This is a genomic window from Streptomyces sp. NPDC030893 (assembly GCF_055571535.1).
Genome location: NZ_JBVIFC010000004.1, coordinates 292,180 through 310,758 on the forward strand (window position 1 = coordinate 292,180; position 18,579 = coordinate 310,758).

Annotated in this window: 19 protein-coding genes and 1 pseudogene; 13 read left to right on the forward strand and 7 right to left on the reverse strand. The window is 73.2% G+C overall.

Annotated features, from left to right (window positions below; genetic code table 11):
* Positions 1 to 3 precede the first annotated feature (3 nt).
* From ACZ434_RS11090 to ACZ434_RS11100, 3 genes are all read right to left on the reverse strand, one after another.
* Positions 4 to 195: a hypothetical protein gene (locus ACZ434_RS11090; RefSeq protein ID WP_468454127.1), complete on the reverse strand. Its 192-nt coding sequence runs from the start codon at positions 193 to 195 to the stop codon at positions 4 to 6.
* Positions 192 to 1,064 (reverse strand): polysaccharide deacetylase family protein, encoded by an 873-nt coding sequence (locus ACZ434_RS11095; RefSeq protein ID WP_468454129.1) that lies wholly within the window; start codon positions 1,062 to 1,064, stop codon positions 192 to 194. Before ACZ434_RS11095 ends, ACZ434_RS11090 begins: the two co-directional genes overlap by 4 nt.
* Before the next feature lie 93 nt (positions 1,065 to 1,157).
* Complete coding sequence (locus ACZ434_RS11100; RefSeq protein ID WP_468454131.1) at positions 1,158 to 2,681, reverse strand: FAD-dependent oxidoreductase; 1,524 nt, start codon at positions 2,679 to 2,681, stop codon at positions 1,158 to 1,160.
* An 84-nt stretch (positions 2,682 to 2,765) separates the two neighbouring features.
* Between ACZ434_RS11100 and ACZ434_RS11105 the strand changes: the two genes are divergently transcribed.
* Complete coding sequence (locus tag ACZ434_RS11105; RefSeq protein ID WP_468454133.1) at positions 2,766 to 3,182, forward strand: ArsR/SmtB family transcription factor; 417 nt, start codon at positions 2,766 to 2,768, stop codon at positions 3,180 to 3,182.
* A complete protein-coding gene (locus ACZ434_RS11110) occupies positions 3,179 to 3,667 on the forward strand; it encodes an SRPBCC family protein (protein ID WP_468454135.1) in 489 nt (162 codons plus the stop codon). Before ACZ434_RS11105 ends, ACZ434_RS11110 begins: the two co-directional genes overlap by 4 nt.
* Before the next feature lie 52 nt (positions 3,668 to 3,719).
* Here ACZ434_RS11110 and ACZ434_RS11115 read toward each other — a convergent pair whose 3' ends face one another.
* Both ACZ434_RS11115 and zapE read right to left on the reverse strand, forming a co-directional pair.
* The gene (locus tag ACZ434_RS11115) at positions 3,720 to 5,114 is read right to left on the reverse strand and encodes an alkaline phosphatase PhoX (protein ID WP_468454137.1); all 1,395 of its coding nucleotides are present in this window, start codon (positions 5,112 to 5,114) and stop codon (positions 3,720 to 3,722) included.
* Between the two features lie 227 nt (positions 5,115 to 5,341).
* Entirely contained in the window at positions 5,342 to 6,409 is a 1,068-nt protein-coding gene (gene zapE / locus ACZ434_RS11120) for a cell division protein ZapE (protein WP_468454527.1), read from the reverse strand.
* 73 nt (positions 6,410 to 6,482) lie between these two features.
* Here zapE and ACZ434_RS11125 point away from each other — a divergent pair, with 73 nt between their 5' ends.
* The 4 genes from ACZ434_RS11125 to msrB all read left to right on the forward strand — a co-directional run bounded on the left by ACZ434_RS11125 (position 6,483) and on the right by msrB (position 9,868).
* Positions 6,483 to 7,307, forward strand: coding sequence for a pyrimidine reductase family protein (locus ACZ434_RS11125; protein ID WP_468454139.1), 825 nt, complete (start codon positions 6,483 to 6,485; stop codon positions 7,305 to 7,307).
* Between the two features lie 193 nt (positions 7,308 to 7,500).
* Complete coding sequence (locus ACZ434_RS11130) at positions 7,501 to 7,974, forward strand: indole-3-glycerol phosphate synthase (protein ID WP_468454141.1); 474 nt, start codon at positions 7,501 to 7,503, stop codon at positions 7,972 to 7,974.
* Positions 7,975 to 8,054: 80 nt separating this feature from the next.
* Entirely contained in the window at positions 8,055 to 9,443 is a 1,389-nt protein-coding gene (gene murC, locus ACZ434_RS11135) for a UDP-N-acetylmuramate--L-alanine ligase (RefSeq protein WP_468454143.1), read from the forward strand.
* A gap of 14 nt (positions 9,444 to 9,457) precedes the next feature.
* The gene (msrB, locus tag ACZ434_RS11140) at positions 9,458 to 9,868 is read left to right on the forward strand and encodes a peptide-methionine (R)-S-oxide reductase MsrB (protein WP_468454145.1); all 411 of its coding nucleotides are present in this window, start codon (positions 9,458 to 9,460) and stop codon (positions 9,866 to 9,868) included.
* A 227-nt stretch (positions 9,869 to 10,095) separates the two neighbouring features.
* On the opposite strand, the pseudogene ACZ434_RS11145 reads toward msrB, so the two are convergent.
* Positions 10,096 to 11,509, reverse strand: a pseudogene (locus ACZ434_RS11145) (sensor histidine kinase).
* Between the two features lie 38 nt (positions 11,510 to 11,547).
* Complete coding sequence (locus ACZ434_RS11150) at positions 11,548 to 12,237, reverse strand: response regulator transcription factor (RefSeq protein WP_468454147.1); 690 nt, start codon at positions 12,235 to 12,237, stop codon at positions 11,548 to 11,550.
* 150 nt (positions 12,238 to 12,387) lie between these two features.
* Between ACZ434_RS11150 and ACZ434_RS11155 the strand changes: the two genes are divergently transcribed.
* The 7 genes from ACZ434_RS11155 to ACZ434_RS11185 all read left to right on the forward strand — a co-directional run bounded on the left by ACZ434_RS11155 (position 12,388) and on the right by ACZ434_RS11185 (position 18,545).
* A complete protein-coding gene (locus ACZ434_RS11155) occupies positions 12,388 to 13,728 on the forward strand; it encodes a ferredoxin reductase family protein (protein ID WP_468454149.1) in 1,341 nt (446 codons plus the stop codon).
* Between the two features lie 29 nt (positions 13,729 to 13,757).
* Complete coding sequence (locus tag ACZ434_RS11160; protein WP_468454151.1) at positions 13,758 to 14,153, forward strand: FMN-binding protein; 396 nt, start codon at positions 13,758 to 13,760, stop codon at positions 14,151 to 14,153.
* A gap of 1 nt (position 14,154) precedes the next feature.
* Complete coding sequence (locus ACZ434_RS11165; protein ID WP_468454153.1) at positions 14,155 to 14,895, forward strand: FAD:protein FMN transferase; 741 nt, start codon at positions 14,155 to 14,157, stop codon at positions 14,893 to 14,895.
* Between the two features lie 117 nt (positions 14,896 to 15,012).
* Entirely contained in the window at positions 15,013 to 16,137 is a 1,125-nt protein-coding gene (locus ACZ434_RS11170) for an ABC transporter ATP-binding protein (protein ID WP_468454155.1), read from the forward strand.
* Entirely contained in the window at positions 16,134 to 16,838 is a 705-nt protein-coding gene (locus tag ACZ434_RS11175; protein WP_468454157.1) for an ABC transporter permease, read from the forward strand. The genes ACZ434_RS11170 and ACZ434_RS11175 overlap by 4 nt, the downstream gene beginning before the upstream one ends.
* A complete protein-coding gene (locus tag ACZ434_RS11180) occupies positions 16,835 to 17,500 on the forward strand; it encodes an ABC transporter permease (RefSeq protein ID WP_468454160.1) in 666 nt (221 codons plus the stop codon). Before ACZ434_RS11175 ends, ACZ434_RS11180 begins: the two co-directional genes overlap by 4 nt.
* A gap of 88 nt (positions 17,501 to 17,588) precedes the next feature.
* A complete protein-coding gene (locus ACZ434_RS11185) occupies positions 17,589 to 18,545 on the forward strand; it encodes an ABC transporter substrate-binding protein (RefSeq protein WP_468454162.1) in 957 nt (318 codons plus the stop codon).
* Positions 18,546 to 18,579: the final 34 nt, after the last annotated feature.

Below are 18,579 nucleotides of genomic sequence, written 5' to 3' on the forward strand. Positions count from 1 at the left end.
CCGTCAGCCGGAGCAGGAGGTGCGCTCCGCCTCGCGCCACTCGCAGACCGGGCACAGCGTGATGCCCTTGTACGACTCCGGGTACTCCGTGGGCTCCTGGCACAGCACGCACTCCGCGTACGGCGGGCCGTCGGCCTTGGGCGGCCTGGCCGTGTCGATCAGGCAGTAGTCGGTGTCGGTGTCGGTGTCGCTCATGACTCCAGCGTAGGACGCCCGGCCCCGTCCGCCCCGGCGGCGATCAGTTCGGAGACCTTCACGAAGCGGTACCCCTGGCGGCGCAGCTCGGGGACGATCCTCCGTACGGCCCGTTCCGTCGCCGGGGCCGCGCTGCGGGTGCAGTGCAGCACGACCACCGAGCCCGGGCGCACGCCGTCCAGCACCTGCCGGGCCACCGCGTCCGCGTCGGTGGCGAACGCGTCGCCGCCGACCACGTCCCACTGCACCGCCGTGACGCCGGCCGGGACCAGGGCCTTGAGCGCCCCGCGGTCGTAGCAGCCGCCGGGGAAGCGGAAGTACGGCATCGGATCCCGCACGCCCACCTTCCGGAACACCGCGTACGCCCGTTCCACGTCCGCCCGCATCCGGTCCGCGGAGACGGTGGGCAGGCCGTAGCAGTCGCCGGTGAAGGCGTAGTGGCTGTAGGAGTGGTTGGCGACCTCGAAGAGCGGGTCCCGGCCGATGGAGCGGGCCTGGTCCGGGTACTCCTCGGCCCAGCGGCCGGTCATGAACACCGTGGCCGGCACCTTCAGCGCGCGCAGGGCGGTGATGAGCTCGGGGTGGTCGAACCGCTCGCCCGCCGCGGCCCTCGGGCCCTGGTCGGCGGTCATGTCGGCGTCGAAGGTGAGCGCGACCGTCCGGCCGCCGGTGCGCGGACCGTGGTCGAAGACCGGGGTCAGGCCCGCGGGCCCCGGGGCGAGGGTGGGCGGCGGCGGAGCGGCGGGGGAGGCCGAGGGGGCGGGGCGGGGCGACTGCCGGGCGGGCTCGGTGGGCTGGGCGGTGGCGCAGGCGGTGAGCGCGGTGGCCAGCACACACAGGGCGGCCACCCGACGTGAAAGTGTGATCACCGCATGACGGTATGAGGTGATTCGTGGAGATCCCGGCTGCCTGAGCGGAGGTGCGGCGGGCTGTCACCCGGCCGGCCGCCCCCCGCCCGCCCCTCAGATGTCCCGCTGCTCCAGCGGCCGAGTCGCCGGACCCTGGACGACCTTGCCGTCCGTGTCGAAGCGGGAGCCGTGGCAGGGGCACTCCCAGGCGCGCTCGGCGGCGTTGAAGTCGACCAGGCAGCCCATGTGGGTGCAGCGCGCCGAGAGGGCGTGCAGATTGCCCTCGTCGTCGCGGTACACCGCCAGCCGCCCGCCGTCGGCGCGCACCACGGCGCCCTCGCCCGGCGGCAGCGCCTCCACCGGCGGGGACGGTCGCAGCCGGTCACCGACGAAGTGCTTCGCGACCTGCGCCTGGTGCTTGAGGAAGGACGGCGCCTCGCGCACGGCGGAGGCCAGGCGGCGCGGGTCGTACAGCGCGCTCCACTCGCACTCCTCGCCGGTGATCTGCCGGGTGAGCAGCAGGCCCGCCATCATGCCGCCGCTCAGGCCCCACCCGCCGAAGCCGGTGGCCACGTAGGTGTGCCGCGCGCCCGGGTGCAGCGGGCCGACCAGCGGCACGGTGTCGGTGGGATCGTTGTCCTGGGTCGCCCAGGAGTACGTGAGCTCCACCTCGGGGAAGTGCCCGCGGGCCCAGGCGGAGAGCCGGTCGAAGCCGGCCCGGGTGTCACCCGTGCCCGGCGTGAAGTGCTCGCCCGTGACCACGAGCAGGCGCCGGGTGCCGTCCTCGCCGTAGGGGGCGGTGCGGACCGAGCGGGTGTTCTCCTCGGGCGTGATGTACATGCCGTCCGGGTCCAGGCCGGCCGGGACCGGCCCGGCGACGACCAGTTCGCGGCGCGGGGACAGGCGGGTGAACAGCAGCGCCCGGTCGAAGATCGGGTAGTGGGTGGCGACCACGACGTCGCGGGCCCTCACCACGGCCCCCGTCGACGTCGACAGCCGGCACGGCGTCCCCTCCTCCAGGCCGAGCACGGTGGTGTCCTCGTGGATGCGTCCGCCGTGCGCGACGATGTCCCGGGCGAGGGCCAGCAGGTACTTGCGCGGATGGAACTGGACCTGGCCCGTCACCTCGACGGCGCCCGCCACGGGGAACGGCAGCCCGGTCTCCGTCACGAACGAGGCGGGCAGCCCCGCCTCCCGCGCGGCCCGCGCCTCGGCGCGCAGCTCCTCCACCCCGCTCTCGTCGCGTACGAAGGTGTAGGCGCTGCGGCGCTCCCACTCGCAGTCGATGCCCAGCTCCGCCACGACGTCCGCCGCGTGCTCGATCGCCTCGGACTGCGACCGGGCGTACAGCCGCGCGCCCTCGCTGCCGCGGGTGCGGCGCAGCTTGTCGTAGATCAGCGTGTGCAGGGCGGTGACCTTGGCCGAGGTGTGCCCGGTGACGCCGGCCGCGATCCGCCCGGCCTCCAGCACCGCGACGCTCCGGCCCGCCCGGGTCAGCTCCCGTGCCGTGCACAGCCCGGCGATGCCCGCGCCGATCACGGCGACGTCCACCTCGAGGTCGTCGGTCAGCGCGGGATGCCGCCCGTCCGGTGCGGTCTCCAGCCAGTACGAGGCGCCGGTCTCATGCTTCTCCGTCATGCCGGGGCGAGTACCCCGGTGTGTCCTGTTCAGTGGCGGTCCTCCACTTGCGGGACGGGCGGGACGGGATTAACGTACAACCAAATGGTTGTACATGGGATGGCGGACGAGTCCGCAGAAACCGTGGACCGGCTGTTCCAGGCCCTGGCCGACGCGACGCGGCGCGACATACTGCGCCGCTGCGTCCGGGGTGAGCTGTCCGTGTCACGTCTGGCCGCGGCGTACCCGATGAGCTTCGCCGCGGTGCAGAAACACGTCACGGTGCTGGAGCGGGCCGGTCTGGTCACCAAGGAGCGACGCGGACGGGAGCAGCTCGTGCGCACCGATCCCGATGCGGTGGGCCGGGCGCGGCGGGCCCTGGACGAACTGGAGTCGGCCTGGCGGGCCCGGGTGGACCGGATGTCCGGTCTGCTGGCGGAGGACGCCGGCGGGACCGACGGGACCACCCGTCCCGGAGCCTCGGCCCACGAGGACGACACGACGGAAGGACCGGACAGATGACTCTCACCAGCGTGGACAAGGACGTCGACCACCTCACCCTCACGCTCGTCGCCGACTTCACCGCCCCGGTGGAGCAGGTGTGGCGGCTGTGGGCCGACCCGCGGCAGCTGGAGCGCTGGTGGGGCCCGCCGAGCTACCCGGCGACGTTCGAGGAGCACGACCTGACGCCCGGCGGCGGCGTGAAGTACTACATGACCGGACCGGAGGGCGAGAAGTTCGGCGGCTGGTGGCGGATCTCCTCGGTCACGCCGCCGACCGCACTGGAGTTCACCGACGGCTTCTCCGACCAGGACGGCAAGCCCGACCCCGAGATGCCGACCACCTCGGTACGGATGACGCTCACCGAGCACGAGGGCGGTACGCGGATGGAACTGCGCTCCGTGTTCGACACGCGCGAACAGATGGAGCGGCTGGCCGAGATGGGCATGGTGGAGGGGCTGAGCCAGTCCGTCGGCCAGATGGACGCCGCGCTGGCGGCGGGCTGACCGCGGAGCCGGGACGGAGGACGGCGCACCGCCCTCCGTCCCGCGGACGTGGCTACCTGCGCCAGGGGCCCGTCACCGCGAACGTCGTGCCCGGGTCGTAGCAGTTGACGTACATCGTGCGGCCATCCGGGGAGAAGGCGACCCCGGCGAACTCGCCGAACTCCGGTTCCTCGGGGGTGTTCGTGTTCTGGCGGTTGCGGGCCATCTCGTAGACCTCGCCGTGCCGCGTGACACCGTAGACGTGCTGGGCGCCGCCACCGTCCTCGCAGACCATCAGACCGCCGCTGGGCGCGAGGCAGATGTTGTCCGGTGACTCGCCGGGCAGCTCGACGTCCGTGTCCGGGCCGAAGACGATCACCAGGGTCAGCCGGCGCCGGTCCGGGTCGTACCGCCAGATCTGACCGTAGTGGTCACCGGCCGAACCCTCGGCGCTGCGGGCGAAGGACGAGACGAAGTACACCGAGCGGCCGCCCCAGTAGCAGCCCTCGAGCTTCTGCGCGTGCGTGATGCCCTTCGGGCCGAAGTCCTGGTGGCGGATGGGTGTTTCGACGGCCAGCGGGTCCGGTACGTCGACCCACTCGACGCCGTCGAAGCGGGCGCCCGTCTCCTGGATCGAGGACAGGTCGGGCACTCCCGGCACCCGCATCGCCTGGAGCCGGCCGCCCGCGCGCAGCGAACCGGTGCCGCCCAGGGGCCTCCTGGGCAGGAAGCGGTAGAACAGGCCGAAGGGCCGCTCGAAGGCGTCCTCGGTCTCGTAGACCACGCCCCGCTTCGGATCGACGGCGACCGCCTCGTGCTGGAAGCGGCCCATCGCGGTCAGCGGGACGGCACCGGTGCGGTGCGGGTCGGCGCCGTCGACCTCGAAGATGTATCCGTGGTCCTTGGTGTAGCCGTTGGTGCCGGCCTTGTCCTCGGTCTCCTCGCAGGTCAGCCAGGTGTCCCAAGGGGTCGGGCCGCCCGCGCAGTTGACGGCCGTACCGGCGATCGCGACCCGCTCCGACAGCACCCGGCCGCGGTGGTCCAGGGTCAGCGCCGTGCAGCCGCCCTTGCCCTCCGGGTCGTAGGTCAGACCGTCGATCACCGGGACGGGGGCTCTGCCGGTGGCGCGGTTCTCGTGGTTGCGGACCAGGTGGACACGGCCGTGGCGGCCGGCGAACGCCGCCATGCCGTCGTGGTTGGAGGGCACCGGGCCCTCGCCGGAGCGCAGTGGGTCGCCCTCGCGGGAGAGGACCCGGTAGCGGAAGCCCCTGGGCAGGTCGAGCAGTCCGTCGGGGTCGGGGACGAGGGGGCCGTAGCCCTCGTGGCCGAGGCCCTGGGCGGCGGCGGTGCCGGTGAAGAGTTCGGAGAGGGCGCCGGAGAAGGCGATGCCGATGCCCGCGGCGCCGGTACGGGCGAGGACCTGACGGCGTGACGCGGCGGAGTCGGTGGGGGACCCGGTCGTGGACATGGTGGGGGAAACCTTCCTGCTGGCGGACAGGAACTGTGACCCAGCCGTGTCTATCACCTGGTGCGGGTCCCGGGAACCACGCGTGTCGCATGTGTCCCCCGGCCCGGGGGCTTCGCCCCCGGATCCCCTTGGCGCCACGCGGCGGAGCCGCAAGCCTTCGCCCGACAGGCACACCGGGACGGGCCCCGCTCATCGACGCCGATTCGCCCGGTCGTCCCAGACCCGCCCTACGGGGTGTCGGCGAGGCGTTTCGCGTCGCGGGCCAGTGCGGTGAGCCGCGAGATCGCCCGGAAGTACTTCTTGCGGTAGCCGCCCTTCAGCATGTCCTCGCTGAACAGCCGGTCGAACGGCAGCCCCGAGGCGAGGACGGGCACCTCACGGTCGTAGAGCCGGTCGGCCAGGACGACGAGGCGGAGCGCGGTCGACTGGTCCGGCACCGGGCGCACCCCGGTGAGGCACACCGCGCTCAGCCCGTCGGTGAGGGCGCCGTAGCGGCTGGGGTGCACCTTCGCCAGGTGGTCCAGCAGCTCCGGGAAGGCGTCCAGCGAGGCGCCCCCGGTGGCGTGCGCGGTCCGGGTCACCAGCTCGTCGGAGTACGGCGGCGGCGCCTCGGGCAGACCGCGGTGGCGGTAGTCCTCGCCGTCGATGCGCAGGGCGCGGAAGTGGGCCGACAGGCCCTGGATCTCGCGCAGGAAGTCGGCGGCCGCGAACCGGCCCTCGCCGAGCTTGCCCGGCAGTGTGTTCGAGGTCGCGGCGAGTGCGACACCGGCCTCGACCAGCCTGCCCAGCAGGGTGGAGACGAGCACGGTGTCGCCCGGGTCGTCCAGCTCGAACTCGTCGATGCACAGCAGCCGGTGCCCGGAGAGGGTCCGCACCGTCTGCTGGAAGCCGAGGGCGCCGACCAGATTGGTCAGCTCCACGAAGGTGCCGAACGCCTTGAGCGAGGGCTCCGCCGGGGTGGCGTGCCACAGGGAGGCCAGCAGATGGGTCTTGCCGACGCCGTAGCCGCCGTCGAGGTAGACGCCGCGCGGGCCCGCCGGGGCCTTCTTCGGCGCCTTGCCGAAGCCGAACAGCCTGCGCCGGCCCGGGTCACCGGCCGGCGCCCCGCCGAGACCCGCCGCGAAGCCCTCCAGGACGCGTACGGCCTCGGTCTGGCTCGGCTGGTTCGGGTCGGGTATGTAGGTGCCGAAGCGCACCGAGTCGAACCGCGGCGGCGGCACCATCTCGGCGACGAGCCGGTCCGCGGGGACGTGCGGCTCACGGGCGCACAGGGACAGCGGAGCCACGTCGGCCATCGGACCGGGACGGGGGGCGGGGGAGGAGGACGACACGGTTCACCATGCTACGGGGCGTGGAAGACTGCTCGGCATGCGACGCCTGTTCCCCGTGACCGACGTGACCGACGAAACAGCAGCTCCCGGCGGGGCGGACGGCGGTGAGTGGAGCCTGGCCGAGCTGGCCGCCGCGTACGCCTACCCCGAGCCGGGGCCCGGCGGCCGGGAGCCGTGGCTGCGGGCCAACATGGTGTCCACCCTCGACGGCGCCGCCCAGCACGACGGCCGCTCGCAGCCCATCTCCTGCCCCGCCGACATGCGGATCTTCGGCGTGCTGCGCGCCCTCGCCGACGTGGTGGTCGTCGGCGCCCAGACGGTACGGCAGGAGGGCTACCGTCCGGCACGCGCGCGGGCCGAGTTCGCCGCGGCCCGGGAGGCGGCAGGGCAGGGACCGGCGGCTGTGATCGCGGTGGTGACGGCGAGCCTGGACCTGGACTTCTCGCTGCCGCTGTTCACCTCGCCCCTGCTGCCCACGCTCCTCCTCACCGGCGCCGGGGCCGCCCCGGACCGGGTCGCCGCCGCCGAGAAGGCGGGCGCGCGGGTGGTCGTCGCCGGGGAGGGCGCCGCGGTGGACCCCGCGCGGGCGGTGCGGGCGCTCGCGGAGCTCGGGCACACCCGGCTGCTGACGGAGGGCGGACCGCGGCTGCTGGGCCAGACGGTGGCGGCCGGGGTGCTGGACGAGCTCTGCCTGACCGTCTCCCCGATGCTCACCGCGGGTGACGCTCAGCGCATCGCCGGTGGACCGTCGGTGACACTTCCGCGGCGTTTCACGCTGAAGTCGATGTTGGAAGAAGACGGATTCCTGTTCACGCGGTACGGGCGGAGCCGACCGTTCCCGGCACCCGGGAGCGACCGGTGAGGCCCGGGGACGCGGCCGCCGGCGACCCTCGGTCCGGCGATCGGCGGAACCGGCCCGGCCGCCCGCCGGGGCGACGGCGACACTGAATCCGGCAGTACCCGTGCGAACACGGGGCAGGATGGTTTCCGCGGGGCCCCGCTCGGCCCCCGGAGCGGAGAGGGCCCGCCGGTCCTCCGAGGAGAAGGGGCGCACGGTGTTCACAAGCGTACTGATGATCGAGAAGGCCCTGACGTCCGCGGACGTGGAGTTCGTCACGACCCTGCACGGTGACGAGCCGGTCTCCTTCCATGTGCTGCTCCAGCCGCGCGGCGAGCAGGCCGACCGGCTGCTGAGAGCCATCGACGACGTCGCGCTCGGCGAGCTCGACGAGGCCGTCCGCGAGCACGAGACCCCCGAGGGCGAGGAAGCCCAGAGCATGGGGGAGCGTGCCCTGGCCGTGTCCCTGCAGGCCCTGCGCGCCACCGGCGACACGGCGGACGGGCGGCTCATCGCGGACCACCCGCTGGACGCGCTGAAGGCCATGGTGGAGGAGACCGGGGCGGACGAGGTGATCGTGCTGACCGACCCGCACTACGTGGAGGAGTTCTTCCACCGGGACTGGGCCTCCCGGGCCCGGCACAAGGTGGGGGTGCCGGTGCTGAAACTCTTCTCGCACAGCAAGGCATAGGCTGGGGCGGCGCTCTCCCGGCTCTCCCGCGAGGGCGCGAAGACCGTCGTCCCGCTCGTCGCACCACTGGGAGAACACGCATGGCACCCGGCCTTCCTACCGCCATGGACCGACCGCACTTCATCGGCATCGGCGGCGCCGGGATGTCGGGCATCGCCAAGATCCTCGCCCAGCGCGGGGCGCGGGTGGCCGGCAGCGACGCCAAGGACTCCCCGACCGCCGACGCCCTGCGCGGCTTCGGCGCCACCGTGCACATCGGGCACGCCGCCGGGCACCTCGCCGACGACGCCAGCTGTGTCGTCGTCTCCTCCGCCATCCGCGAGGACAACCCCGAACTGGTCCGGGCGGCCGAGCTGGGCATCCCGGTGGTGCACCGCTCCGACGCCCTCGCCGCCCTGATGAACGGCCTGCGCCCGATCGCGGTGGCCGGCACCCACGGCAAGACCACCACCACCTCCATGCTGGCCGTCTCCCTCACCGAACTGGGCAGGGAGCCGTCGTACGCGATCGGCGGCGACCTGGACGCCCCCGGCTCCAACGCGCTGCACGGCACGGGCGAGATCTTCGTCGCCGAGGCCGACGAATCGGACCGCAGCTTCCACAAGTACGCCCCCGAGGTCGCGATCGTCCTCAACGTGGAGCTGGACCACCACGCCAACTACGCGTCCATGGAGGAGATCCACGAGTCCTTCGGGACGTTCGTCGGCCGGATCGTGCCCGGCGGCACGCTGGTGATCTCCGCGGACCACGAGGGCGCCCGCGAGCTGACCCGCCGGCTGGACGGCTCGGTGCGCACGGTGACGTACGGCGAGGCGGAGGACGCCGACGTGCGGGTGCTGTCGGTCGTCCCGCAGGGGCTGAGGAGCGAAGTGACCGTCGAGTTCGACGGCGTCCCCCTCACCTTCACCGTCTCCGTCCCCGGCCGGCACTACGCGCACAACGCGGTCGCCGCGCTCGCCGCGGGCGCCGCGCTGGGCATCCCGCCCGCCGAGCTGGCGCCCGCGCTGGCCGCGTACACCGGGGTGAAGCGGCGCCTCCAGCTCAAGGGCGAGGCCGCGGGCGTCCAGGTCATCGACTCCTACGCCCACCACCCGACCGAGATGACCGCCGACCTGGAGGCCATGCGCGCCGCCGCCGGCGACGCCCGCATCCTCGTCGTCTTCCAGCCGCACCTGTTCTCCCGCACCCGCGAGCTGGGCAAGGAGATGGGCCAGGCCCTGTCCCTGGCGGACGCCTCGGTGGTGCTGGACATCTACCCGGCCCGCGAGGACCCGATCCCGGGCGTCACCAGCGAGCTGATCACCGAGGCGGCCCGGGCGGCCGGCGCGGACGTGACGGCCGTCCACGACAAGGCGGAGATCCCCGAGGTGGTCGCGGGAATGGCGAAGCCCGGTGATCTCGTTCTCACCATGGGAGCGGGCGACGTCACCGACCTCGGCCCGCGCATCCTGGACCGTCTGTCGAAGTAAGGGGCTGGAAGCTCATGCCGTACGACGTCGAGAAGCCGGACGAGCAGTGGCGCGCGGAACTGTCGCCGTCCGAGTACGCGGTGCTGCGCCAGGCGGGGACGGAACCGGCCTTCACCGGTGAGTACACCGACACCAAGACCGAGGGCGTCTACTCCTGCCGCGCCTGCGGCGCCGAGCTGTTCACCTCGGGCACCAAGTTCGAGTCGCACTGCGGCTGGCCCTCCTTCTACGACCCGAGGGACACCGACGCCGTGGAACTGGTCGAGGACCGCTCCCACGGCATGGTGCGCACCGAGGTCCGCTGCGCCCGCTGCGGCTCCCACCTCGGCCACGTCTTCGAGGGCGAGGGCTACCCGACCCCCACGGACCAGCGCTACTGCATCAACAGCATCTCGCTGCGCCTGCACCCCGCCACCGAAGCCTGACCCACCCCTCCTCCCGGCCGCCCCACCACCGGCGGCCGGCCGGGAGCCGGCCCCACGGCCCGGCGGCCCCGTCCACCACCGCCGCACCCGCCAGGCGCACACCCCAGCACCCCGCACGACGCAACCATGGGTGCCGTCCGCAGCCTGGGGCGGGCGGCCGGGGTGATCGTGGTGTTCGGCACGTGGCCGACGCGCACGCGCCGGTGCCGGGCGCGCGTACGGGTGTGTCACCGGCCCGTGGGGCCCGCCCCGGGCCGTGGCAGCCGTACGGTGAAGACCGTGGTGCCCGGCTCGCTGGTCAGTTCGATCGTGCCGCCGTGGGCCCGTACCAGTGACCGGGCGACCGCGAGGCCCAGTCCGCTGCCGCCCCGGTCCCGGCTGCGGGCCTTGTCGACCCGGTAGAACCGGTCGAAGACCCGCTCCCGGTCCTCCGCCGGGACCCCGGGGCCCGCGTCGGCCACCCGCACCAGCGCCGTGTCCCCGGCCACGGACACCGCCACCGACACCGGGGTGCCGGCCGGGGTGTGCACGGCGGCGTTGGTGAGCAGGTTGTCCAGCACCTGCCGGACGCGCTGCGGATCCAGCCGCAGCGTCAATGGGCCCGCCCCGGCCGTCACCGTCAGCGGATGCCCCGGATGGGCGGCCCGGAAGGCGTCGGCGGCCTGCCACCAGCTCCGCCAGGTCGGTGTCCGCCGGCCGCAGCGGCGCCTCCACCTCCGCCGCGTCCAGCCGGGCGAGCAGCAGCAGATCGTCGAGCAGCACCCCCATCCGGGCGGCCTCCGCCCGCAGCCGGGCCAGATGGCGGTCGCGTTCGGCCGGCTCGTTGGCGGCCGCGTACTGGAACAGGTCCGCGTAACCGCGTACCGACATCAGCGGGGTGCGCAGTTCGTGCGAGGCGTCGGCGACGAAGCGGCGCAGCCGCAGCTCGGCCTCCGCGCGGACCGCGAGGGAGTCGTCGATGTGCTCCAGCATCGTGTTGAACGCGGTGCGCAGCTCCGCCACCTCCAGGCCGCCGTCCCGTCCGTCCGCGCGCAGCGGCAGCCGGGACGCCGACTCGCTCAGGTCGTGCGAGGCGATGCCGTGCGCGGTGTGCGCCATGTCGCTCAGCGGTTTCAGCCCGCGCCGCAGCATCCGCCGCCCGGACACCACCAACGCAAGCAGCGCCAGCGCGAACACCACGACCTGCACCGTGATCAGCTGCTCGACGGTCTGCTCGACGTCCTTCACCGGAGCCGCGCTCACCAGCACCACCCCCGGTTCCACCTCGCAGCCGCGCAGCCGGTACGTGCCCTCCCCGTCGATCCGCGCGGTGCGCGTCAGCTCGGTGTCGGAGTGCGCCATCGCCCGCGCGAGGTCGGCCATCGCCCGGGTGTCGCCCGGCACGTCGGAGGGCCTGCGCAGCGTGACCGCGTCGCCGGAGACGTCGTACACCGCCGTGTACCAGCCGTAGTACGGCTTCCGCCGCACCGTGCCGTGCGCCGCCGCGTCCTTCGCCTGCACGGTCTGGATCAGCTTCAGCTGGTCGCCGAGCTGCCGCTCCAGATAGTCGTGCATGTACATGGTGAGGGCGGTGCCGACGACCGCGAACACCGCGAGCGACAGCACGCCGAGGCCCAGCGTCAGCCGGGTGCGCAGCCGCATCCGCCGGTAGGTGTCGCGCAGCCGCCGCGGACCCGCGGTCACTCGGTGGCCTGCCGTATCACGTACCCGAAGCCCCGCACGGTCTGGATCAGCGGCTCACCGGTGTCGTCCAGCTTGCGCCGCAGCCGGCTGACCACCAGCTCCACCACGTTGGAGCGGCCCCCGAAGCCGTACTCCCACACGTGGTCCAGGATCTGCGCCTTGGTCAGCACGGTCGGCGAGCGGCGCATCAGATAGCGCAGCACCTCGTACTCGGTCGGCGTCAGCGACAGCAGCCGCTCCCCGCGCCGCACCTCACGGGTGTCCTCGTCCATCGTCAGGTCCGCCACCCGCAGCACCGACCGCTGGTAACCGGGCCCCGCGCTGCGCCGCAGCACGGTGCGCAGCCGCGCCATCAGCTCCTCCACGGCGAACGGCTTGACCAGGTAGTCGTCCCCGCCCCGGGTGAGTCCCGCCACCCGGTCGGCGACCCCGTCCCGCGCGGTCAGGAACACCACCGGCACCATCGTCCCCGAGCGCCGCAGCCGGTCCAGGACGCCGAAACCGTCGACGTCCGGCAGCATCAGGTCCAGCACCACGATGTCCGGGCGGAACTCGGCGGCGCGGCGCAGCGCCTCCTCACCGGAGTTGGCGGTGACCGCCTCCCAGCCCTCGTACCGGGCGACGGTCGCCACCAGGTCGGCTATCGGCGGGTCGTCGTCCACGACGAGGAGTCGTACTTTGTCCACCCGCCCATACTGCGGCACCGGCCCCCCGGAGCCGGAGGGCGGTGCGCATCCGCGTCCCGATCGATAAAAACCTGAAAGTCGACCGACAGCGGATCGACAGCGCCGGCGACCAGGCTCGGTGTCCCAGGACCCGATCAAGGAGACTCCGGCGTGACAGCAGTCGCATCGCCTTCCGCACCACCCGCCGCGAGGCGGCGCCCCGGGGCGGTGGCGCGCACCGGCCTGTACGGCCTGCTCGGCGCGAACGCGGCGGTGGTGGCCGTCCTCTTCGTCCAGGCGGGGTTCGGCTCCAACGCCCTCGTCCTGCTCGGCCGCCTCACCGGCCTGTACGCAGGCCTGCTGATGGCGTTCCAGCTGCTGCTGGTGGCCCGGCTGCCCTGGCTGGACCGCAGGATCGGCATGGACCGGCTCACCCTGTGGCACCGCCTGGTCGGCTTCGGACTGCTGTGGACCCTCCTCGCCCACGCGGTCTTCATCACCTTCGGCTACGCCGGGATGTCCTCGATGGACCCGGTGAACCAGCTCGTCGACCTCGCCGAAACCGTCGAGGGCGTCCTGCGCGCCGTGGTCGCGCTGGCGCTGATCGTCGTCGCCGGCGCCGTCTCCGCCCGCCGCGCCCGGCGCCGGCTCGCCTACGAGACCTGGCACTTCATCCACCTCTACACCTACGTCGCCGTGGTGCTGGCCTTCACCCACCAGGTCGCCGTCGGCACCACCTTCACCGCCTCGACCGCCGCCACCGTCTACTGGTACGGCCTGTGGGGAGCCGCCCTCGCCGCCGTGTGCGCCGGGCGGCTCGTCCTGCCGCTGTGGCGGAACCTGCGCCACCGGCTGCGGGTCACGGCCGTCGTCCCCGAGAGCGACACCGTGGTGTCCGTCCACATCACCGGCCGCGCACTGCACCGACTGCCCGCCCGCGCCGGCCAGTTCTTCCTCTGGCGGTTCCTGACCCGGGACCGCTGGTGGCAGGCCAACCCGTACTCGCTCTCCGCCGCGCCCGACGGCCGCACCCTGCGCCTCACCGTGAAGGCGGCCGGTGACGGCAGCGCCGCCCTGCGCCGGCTGAGGCCGGGCACCCGCGTGTTCGCCGAGGGCCCCTACGGCGCCTTCACCGCCCTGCACCGCACCCGCACCGACACCCTGCTCATCGCCGGAGGCGTCGGCGTCACCCCGATCCGCGCCCTGCTGGAGGAACTGCACGGCCACGCCGTCGTCCTCCACCGCGTGAACACGCGGGCCGACGCCGTGCTCCACGACGAACTGCGCGAACTCGCCCTCGCCAAGGGCGCCGAACTGCACCTGATCACCGGCCCGCCCGTGCCGGACCGGCTGGCCCCCGGCGAACTGGCCCGCCTCGTGCCCGACCTCACCGACCGGGATGTCTACGTCTGCGGCCCGCCCGGCATGACCACCGCCGTCCTGCGCACCCTGCGCGAACTGGGCGTCCCCCGGCGGCAGATCCACCACGAGCGCTTCAGCCTGGCCGGCTGACGGACGCGCGGCGCAAGAGGAGAAACCCCGTGAAGCGAGCACTGCCCGTCCTGGTCCTGACCGTCGCCGGCCTGATCCCGGTCTGGCGCTACGCCCCGGCCGATGGGACACGGACCGCCCAGCCCGCCCCCGCCCCCACGGTGTCCACCGTCCCGGGCGGCACCACCCGCGTCGTCGCCGGCCCCACCGTCGACACCGAGAAGGGCCCCGTCCGGGTCGAGGTGACCCTCGACGGCGACCGCATCACAGACGTCCGGATGCTCCGGCAGCCGGACCACCCGCAGACCACGGCCGCCGTGCCGGTCCTCATCGAGGAGACCCTCCGGGCCCAGAGCGCCGACGTCGACACTGTCTCCGGCGCCACCGTCACCAGCGACGGCTACCGGCGGTCGCTGCAGGCCGCCCTCGACGCGGGGGACTCCTGACGTGCGGCGCGTCGAACACGTCATGGGCTTCCCGGTGTCGCTGCGCGTCGACGACGAGGGGTTCCCCGGCGCCGCCGTCGACGAGCTCTTCGCCTGGCTGCGGGAGGTGGACGCCCGCTTCAGCCCGTTCCGCGAGGACAGCGAGGTGTGCCGGCTCGACCGGGGAGAGCTGCGTCCCGACCGTCTCAGTCCCGCCCTGACGGAGGTCCTCGACCTCTGCGAGCGGTACCGGACCGCCACCGGGGGCGCCTTCGACGTGCGGCTGCCGGGGCGGCGGCTCGACCCCTGCGCCGTGGTGAAGGGCTGGTCGGTGCAGCGGGGTGCCGAACTGCTCCGGGCCGCCGGGGCGCGGCGGTTCTGCCTCAACGCCGGCGGAGACGTGATCACCGCCGGCGGACCGTGGCGCGTGGGCGTACGGCACCCGGAGCACGCCGGCCGGCTGTGCACCGTCGTCCGCCTCACCGGCGGCGCGGTGGCCACCTCCGCGCGCTACGAGCGCGGCGACCACATCCTCGACGGGCGCACCGGCCGCCCGGCCACCGGACTGCTGAGCCTGACCGTCACCGCCCCCACCCTGACCGAGGCGGACGCGGTCGCCACGGCGGCCTTCGCACTGGGGCGGGAGGGGATCGCGTGGGCCGCGGCACGCCCCGGCTGCGAGGTGTTCGCCGTGACCGCGGACCGGCGGGTACGGCGCACACCGGGGTTTCCGACGGCGGGATCCGGGCAGGTGGCGGCGTAGCCCGAGGCCGTCCCGGCCGGGGTGACGGGGTTCTGTCGGTGGTGCGCTTTACACTCACCGGCGGCAGAGTGAGCGAACCCGGTCAGAAACTTCCGCCACCCGAAGGGCATCGGCGTCTTGATACGGATCGATTCAGTCACGAAGCGGTACCCGGACGGCACGGTGGCGGTCGACCGGCTGCCGCTGGACATCCCCGACCGCTCGATCACCGTCCTCGTCGGGCCCTCCGGCTGCGGCAAGACGACCACCCTCCGCATGATCAACCGGATGGTGGAACCCACCGAGGGAACGATCCTGCTCGACGGCGAGGACATCCGGCGGCAGCCGGTCACCACCCTGCGCCGGTCCATGGGGTACGTCATCCAGAACGCCGGTCTCTTCCAGCACCGCACCGTCGTCGACAACATCGCCACCGTCCCCCGCATGCTCGGCTGGGGGAAGCGGAGGGCCCGGGAACGGGCGGCGGAGCTGATGGAGCGGGTGGGCCTGGACACCTCGCTGGCCCGGCGGTACCCGTACCAGCTCTCCGGCGGCCAGCAGCAGCGCGTCGGGGTGGCGCGGGCGCTCGCCGCCGATCCGCCGGTGCTGCTGATGGACGAGCCGTTCTCGGCCGTCGACCCCGTCGTACGCAAGGGGCTGCAGGACGAACTCCTGCGCATCCAGGAGGAGCTGGGCAAGACCATCGTCTTCGTCACCCACGACATCGACGAGGCCATGACACTCGGCACCATGGTCGCCGTGCTGCGCGAGGGCGGCCGGCTCGCCCAGTACGCGCCGCCCGCCGAACTGCTGTCCGCACCCGCGGACGCCTTCGTGGAGGACTTCCTCGGCGCCGACCGCGGCATCCGCCGGCTGTCCTTCTTCCCCTCCGCCGCACTGGAGTTGACCACCGACGCCGTGCTCCCGGCCGACGCGCCCCCCGAACGCGTCGCCGCGGCCGGGGCGGCCCACCTGCTCGTGACCGACGCCGACGGCCGCCCGCTCGGCTGGGCCGCACGGGACGAGCAGACCGCCGGGGACCTCGCCACCCGCCGACTGCTGCCGTACGGACGGCCGTTCGTGCCCGGCGCCGACTCCCTGCGGACCGCCCTCGACTGCGCGGTGCTCTCGCCCACCGGCTGGGCGGTCGCCGTGGACGGCGACGGACGGGTGACCGGGGTCGTCTCCCAGCAGGCCATCGGCGAGGCGATCCGCGCCGCCCACACGGCGGGCCGCGCCGAGGACGAGAAGGTCGCGGGATGAGCGGCTACTTCGACATCCCCAGCGACCTCGAGCACAGCTGGGCCGGCCTGATCGGGCTGCACCTGCGCGAGGCCCTGCTGCCGGTGGCCGCCGGGCTGCTCCTGGCGCTGCCGCTCGCACTGCTGTGCGGCCGCCTCCGCTGGCTGTACCCGCCCGTGCTCGCCGTGACGACGGTCCTGTACGCCATTCCGTCCCTGGCGTTCTTCGTCGTCCTCATCGACTACACCGGCCAGACCGAACTCACCGTGATGATCCCGCTGGCCCTCTACAGCCTGGTGGTGCTGGTCCCGGCGATCGTCGACGGTGTGCGCTCGGTGCCGGACGAGACCCTCGCCGCCGCCACCGCCATGGGCTTCGGGCCCGTACGGCGCTACGTCCAGGTGCAGTTGCCGATCGCCGCCCCAGCCATCATCGCCGGACTGCGGGTCGCCACCGCCTCCAGCATCTCCCTGGTCAGCGTCGGCGCCCTGATCGGCAACCAGGGCGCCCTCGGCAATCTGCTCGCGGCCGCGCAGAAGTACGACCGGCCCGAACTCGCGGTGAACGCCGTGGTCACCATGGCCTGCCTGGCAACCCTGTGCGACGCCCTGCTGGTGCTGCTGAGGCTGGTGCTGACCCCGTGGATGCCGCGCGGCGGCACCGTCCGGCCGAGGCCCGCCGCGCGGCGGGCGGAGATCACCCCGGAGGGCGCGGTCCGGTGAACGTCCTCGACTTCGTCAACGCCTTCTTCAGCGACAGCGCCCACTGGCACGGCTACGACGGCATCCCGCGGCGCTTCTGGGAGCACGTGCAGTACTCGCTGCTGGCCCTCGCGATCGCCGCCGCGATCGGCCTGCCCGTCGGCCTGCTGACCGGCCACACCGGACGCGGCGGGAACGCGCTCGCCTTCATCGCCAACGCCGCCCGCGCCCTGCCCAGTTTCGGCCTGCTGGTGCTGGCCGTGCTGCTGATCGGCTTCGGTCTGCTGCCCGTGATGATCCCGCTGGTCGTCCTGGCGGTCCCGCCGGTCCTGGTGACCACCTACGAGGCGGTCCGCTCCGTCGACCCCGCCCCGGTGGACGCCGCCCGGGGCATGGGGATGCACGAGTCCCGGATTCTCTTCCAGGTCGAACTGCCCGTGGCGCTCCCGCTGATCCTCAGCGGCCTGCGCTCCGCCGCCATCCAGATCGTGTCGACGGCCACCATCGCCGCGTACGTCAGCCTCGGCGGCCTCGGCCGGTACATCATCGACGGGCTCTACCAGCGCGACTACGAGAAGGTGGTCGGCGGCGCCACCCTCGTCGCGGTCCTGGCGCTCGTCACCCTCGCCCTGTTCTGGGCCGTGGGACGGCTGGCGGTGTCGCCCGGTGTGCGCAGGCGCTGACGCGGACGCCGAGGCACCCCCGCTCATACGGCAAACCGTGACCACCATGTTCTTGACTGACCGTAAAACGGCTGGATTGGATCGGTGAATGACTTCTACCGCGAAGAGAAGCAGGTCAAGGACGAGGCACACCGGCGCGGCGGCCGTCGCGCTCACCGCCGCGGCGGCCCTGCTCGCGGGCTGTTCCTCCGACGGCGACCCCGACAACCCCCTGGCGGGGGAGAAGGCCGAGGCGGGCACCGTCGTCGTCGGCTCGAACAACTTCGCCGAGAGCACCCTGCTCGCCGACATCTACGGCGAGGCGCTGCGCGCCAAGGGCCTCAAGGTCGGCTACAAGCACAACATCGGCAGCCGTGAGACGACGTACGGCATGATGAAGAACGGCTCCATCACGGTCCTGCCGGAGTACAACGGCTCGCTCCTCGCCTACCTCGACCCCGAGGCCGGGCAGGAGTCGGCGGAGGCGGTGAACGAGGCCGTCAAGGCGAAGCTGGACAAGAAGCTGACGCTGCTGGAGTCCTCGCCGGCCGAGAACAAGGACTCGGTCAGCCTCAACGCGCAGACCGCGGAGAAGTACGGCCTCACCGCCGAGTCGACCCTCGCCGACCTCGAGGAGACCGCACCGGACCTGGTGATCGGAGGCTCGCCCGAGTTCCAGACCCGGCGGCAGGGGCTGAAGGGCCTGGAGGACGTCTACGGGCTGAAGTTCAAGTCGTTCAAGGCGCTCGACGCGGGCGGCCCGCTGACCCAGGCGGCGCTGATCCAGAACGAGGTCCAGGCCGCGGACGTCTTCACGACGGACCCGACCATCGTGAAGGAGGGGTTCGTCGTCCTGAAGGACCCGGAGAACCTCTTCGGATTCGCCAACGTGACCCCGCTGGTCCACAAGGACGCGCTCCCCCAGGAGGGCGTCGACGCGCTGAACGCCGTATCGGCGAAGCTGGACACCGAGACGCTCCTCGACCTCGACGCCCAGGTGCAACTGGAGAAGAAGGACCCGCTGGACGTGGCCAAGGCCTGGCTGAAATCGGCCGGCCTGGACTGACCGCCGCGGGGGTGCGGCCGATCCCGGCCGCACC